The 4,081-nt window shown below is 51.2% G+C and carries 5 protein-coding genes; 3 read left to right on the forward strand and 2 right to left on the reverse strand.

The genetic code is table 11. From position 1 onward, the window contains the following. A partial coding sequence (locus tag L976_RS01125; RefSeq protein ID WP_047533344.1) for a DUF4785 domain-containing protein occupies positions 1-679 on the reverse strand: 679 nt, incomplete at its 3' end. A 10-nt stretch (positions 680-689) separates the two neighbouring features. Continuing rightward, positions 690-1,547: a hypothetical protein gene (locus tag L976_RS01130; protein ID WP_037431013.1), complete on the reverse strand. Its 858-nt coding sequence runs from the start codon at positions 1,545-1,547 to the stop codon at positions 690-692. A gap of 490 nt (positions 1,548-2,037) precedes the next feature. Between L976_RS01130 and L976_RS01135 the strand changes: the two genes are divergently transcribed. From L976_RS01135 to L976_RS01145, 3 genes are all read left to right on the forward strand, one after another. Then, complete coding sequence (locus L976_RS01135) at positions 2,038-2,385, forward strand: hypothetical protein (protein ID WP_047533352.1); 348 nt, start codon at positions 2,038-2,040, stop codon at positions 2,383-2,385. 174 nt (positions 2,386-2,559) lie between these two features. Next, positions 2,560-3,258, forward strand: coding sequence for a TetR/AcrR family transcriptional regulator (locus L976_RS01140; RefSeq protein WP_037416902.1), 699 nt, complete (start codon positions 2,560-2,562; stop codon positions 3,256-3,258). Beyond that, positions 3,258-4,081 (forward strand): HlyD family secretion protein (locus L976_RS01145; protein WP_047533349.1); only part of this gene is annotated, 824 nt, incomplete at its 3' end. The genes L976_RS01140 and L976_RS01145, both read left to right, overlap by 1 nt.

A 4,081-nucleotide genomic window follows, 5' to 3' on the forward strand; every position in this document is an offset into this window, starting at 1 on the left:
CTTTTTCCTTCACGTTGACCAGATAGTTGGCCTTAGCGACCAAGGGCTGGCTGACTTGTAGGCGATATGCTCCGGCCGTGGCTTTTTCAGACATTTGCAGGGCGCTGGAGTCATCGGCTAAGCCTGCGCTGGCTAAGGCGTCGGCACTCACCAGCGATTTAACCAAGGATTCCGTGGCTTGCGGGCTGGCGTTTTTCCCCTGCGGCGTTTGGCCTATCCGCTGAATTTGCACTCGCTCGGGGGCAACGGCATCGGCATGCATTAAGGCGCCTGTGCTGACATCGCCACGGGGCGCAATTCGCACTAAGCTACCCGCTTGGCTCAAGTTAAGCTGCACGCCAGCATTTAGCTCGGCGCCGGTGACATTAAGCCAATACTCATCACTTTGGCTTGCCTGCTCAAGCACGGGTTGACTGGCTTGGTATTCGCCATAGAGCGGAGTGATAAAGCTGACGTAATCGGTACTGGTATTAATCGGCGCGAGAGTTGGCGAGGCGATATTAGTATCGACAAGGTCGCTCTGCGTCGGCGCGGCTAAGGTTAAGCCCTTGGCATACATTGGGCTGGCTTCTTTTTGTGGCTCAGGCGTGGGTGACTCATCCTGACAGGCACCGAGCAGGCTAGCTAATATGGCCAAGCTGACCGCTTTGCTTAAGGTGCGGAGTGTAAAAGGTTGCATGTTAGGCTCCTTAAATATGATTGCGGATCAGCGTGTCTAAGTTAAAGCAGGCACGGCGACTCTGCTGATGGCTTAACGGTTCTTGGCCTCGGGTCTTTTGTTTATCGGTAAACCAGACTGTGCCTGCGGCTTTTTGGGAGCTGCAATTTAAGAAGCCGTCGGAGCAGCTATCGAGCCAGTTTTGGGTGGTTTCGAGGGCGACCTGATATTGATAGCCAGCGCAGTAGCTGTCGCTGTCCCAAATGGCGGAATCCACATCCGAGCCGACAACCACCTCGAAGGGTTTACCTAAACTCGGGCGACCCGAGGTGCCATAGAGCCAAGTGTTGTTGTAGTTTGCCATCCAGCCGACTTGCTGCTGTTTGACTGCATTGCTGCCATAGCCTAAGAGCCAACCTAGAGTCGTTTCGAACACATTGCCTTGATTGACTGCATCGGCCAGCGGCGTGCCGCCACTCGATGGCGCGAGGGCGATGACTCTGGAGGTGGCTTTGATCACCGCAGGATAACGGCTGTCCCAGGTGGGGTTTGATAAAATCCAGCGCACCACATTACCGCCATTAGAGTGGGTGAGCAGGATTAAATCATCAATATTCTTCGCTTGAATAAAGCTATTGAGCTGAGTGGCGAGGCAACCCGCGGCGGCTTCTTCCCACATATATTGGTCGAAGTCACAGTTGATGACAGTGTAATTATTGGGGACGGGTATCCCTTGGCGCACTGAGTTAACAAATTCCGAAGTCCAATAGTCGGCTAACGCATTGGTTTGTTTTCCGGTTCCGTGAACAAAGGCGATACCTGTTGCGGCAAAAACCGCGGGGCTGACAGCTAACAGACCCAAGAGCATTAAGGTGTTTTTTATCTTCATGGGTGTTTCTCATCTCTAGTGATTGAGCGCGGCCTTACAGTGCATTGCAATCGTGAACATTAATCAGGTGTCTGTGTCGATTGACATCGCTGCACTCTGGTGCAAGGCAATCTTAGGCTGGTTTTAAGGAATGCTGCGCAGTAAAACCACTGGGAGTAAAAGTTCACAAGCTGAGTGACCTTGCTATGGTGGACAGGGTAGACTCTTACTCTGGCTTATTAACCTAGTCGCAACATTTGGGGCTGGCAAGCAAAAATTCGCTATACAATTTAATGACATAGCGACAATCTTTTGACTTTGTTTTAATATGACCTAACCGACAGCTAATTGCTTGATCAGTAAACGCTAATAAAACGTATAGCGTATTTAGCCGTTTGAATTGGCTGGGATGGCTCAAAAATTATTTTTACTTTAACGTTTTGGATCGTTATTGGTTCTATAGCGTTTTCACACTTATTGGGAGGCACCTTTGGCCATCACACAACAGGAAATGAGCCGCTGTTTAACCGAACTCAATTGCCGTAGCAATTTTTCGGTGAAGAGTATTACCGAATATATGTTGCCAGGTACTAAGGAAGCCTTTTACCTGCATATGGATGGCAAAACGCCGCAACTGATTATTCGCCCCGCGTTTGAGGTATTTTCGGGTGAATTTACCACCTTAGCAGGCGTGCATGCTAAATATGACTATTACCACAGCGCGGAAATGACGCGATTTCCCAAACGTTTACATAAAAGCCTTAACGAAACCCACTATGGATTAGCCTTTAGTTTTGATTCCATTGAGGCGGTGCAGCAATTTATTGAGCGTTTAAGCGCTATCGTTAAAGGGGCTTAGGATTTCATCAAAGATAAATACAAGCCTTAAGAGTGGTTTTAAACCTCTGATATTTTAGGCTTAAGCTTTTAGGTTAAATTCCTCAATTTTAACCAAAATGAGGAATTTAACTGCTGCCTTTTCCAGCAGCTTTTCAGTATATTCATCAATAGATGAATTCTGCCGGAGAGGCTTATGTCGGTTATCCCTCGTCGCCCAAGAGGTGTGGTTCCCTTTGCCGCCCAATCTGGGCTGTCTATGGCTGCTGGTCGCCCGAAAGGCAACTCTGATGCACGTCAACGGCTGATCACCGCCGCGGTGACGCTCTTTAGTGAACGCAGTTATCCCACTGTTTCTACCCGTGAAATAGCCCGTGAGGCCGAGGTGGATGCGGCGCTTATCCGTTATTACTTTGGCTCTAAGGCTGGGCTATTCGAGCAGATGGTGCGTGAAACCCTCGAGCCTGTGATTGCGCGTTTGCGTGAAATCTCCTGCGCTCAAGCACCTAATGATATTGGCGAACTGATGCAGATCTATTATCGGGTGATGGCACCTAATCCCGGATTACCCCGATTAATCGTGCGTGTGTTGCAGGAAGGCGATGGCACCGAGGCCTATCGGATCATGTTGTCGGTGTTTGAGCAAATTCTGTCCCTCTCGCGCCAATGGGTTGAGTCGGCATTAGTGAATGCTGGATTACTCAAAGCAGGGTTAGACCCCAATTTAGTGCGCCTGAGTTTTATCAGTTTGATGGTGTTTCCGCTGATTGCTCCCCCGGTTTTAATGCGTCAGTTTGGCCTGTTTAGTAGCAATGCCGAGGATTTACAACGTTTGGCACTGCACAATATGCAGGTGTTTACCCAGGGCGTTTTGCGTGAACCTAGGAGTGAATGATGAGTGTATCTAATGGGTTAGCTGTGATGTCGGTTAAGACGCGGCAACTATCTCCCCAAAGATGGGGCAAGCTGGTGAGGAGTCTATTGGGCGCGGCGCTGTTGCTGCAATTAACAGCCTGCGGCGATGAATCCCCCCGAGTGCTGGGTACGGTTGAGCGCGATAGGTTAACCCTCACCGCCCCTGTGGGGGAGTTGATCAAGCGGATAAATGTGGTCGAAGGCCAGCAAGTGCAGGCGGGGGAAGTGTTACTCGAGCTTGACAGCACCGCCGCTCAGGCGCGCCTTAGCCAGCGTCAGGCCGAGCTTAAACAAGCCAAGGCAAAGCTGGCGGAAGCCGTGACGGGGGCTCGCTCGGAAGAAATAGATAAAGCCCGCGCCGCCCTTGATGGCGCCAATGCCAGTGTTAAAGAGGCGCAGCAGAGTTTTGAGCGTACGCAGCGGTTATTCAAGACTAAGGTGCTCAGTCAAGCAGATTTAGATGCTGCGCGCGCGGCGCGTGATACCAGCCTTGCCAAGCAAGCCGAAGCCGAGCAGAGCCTAAGACTGCTGCAAAACGGCACCCGCAGCGAGCAACTCGAGCAAGCCAGAGCCGCAGTCGAGGCGGCCATGGCTGGCGTGGCGCAGGAGCAAAAAGCCCTTAAGGATTTAAGCCTAGTGGCGGCGAAACCCGCAGTGGTGGATACCTTGCCTTGGCGGGTGGGCGACAGGGTGGCCGCAGGTAGCCAACTTATTGGTTTATTAGCAATTGAGCATCCCTATGTGCGGGTATATCTGCCAGCAACTTGGCTCGATAGGGTCAAGGTGGGGAGCCAAGTGAAGAT

This window comes from Shewanella sp. ZOR0012 (assembly GCF_000798835.1).
Classification (GTDB): domain Bacteria; phylum Pseudomonadota; class Gammaproteobacteria; order Enterobacterales; family Shewanellaceae; genus Shewanella; species Shewanella xiamenensis.

Coding starts and splice junctions, on each gene's coding strand:
- L976_RS01135 (WP_047533352.1), top strand. CDS start 2,038: ATGAGCCGCTGTTTAACCGAACTCAATTGCCGTAGCAATTTTTCGGTG.
- L976_RS01130 (WP_037431013.1), bottom strand. CDS start 1,547: ATGAAGATAAAAAACACCTTAATGCTCTTGGGTCTGTTAGCTGTCAGC.
- L976_RS01140 (WP_037416902.1), top strand. CDS start 2,560: ATGTCGGTTATCCCTCGTCGCCCAAGAGGTGTGGTTCCCTTTGCCGCC.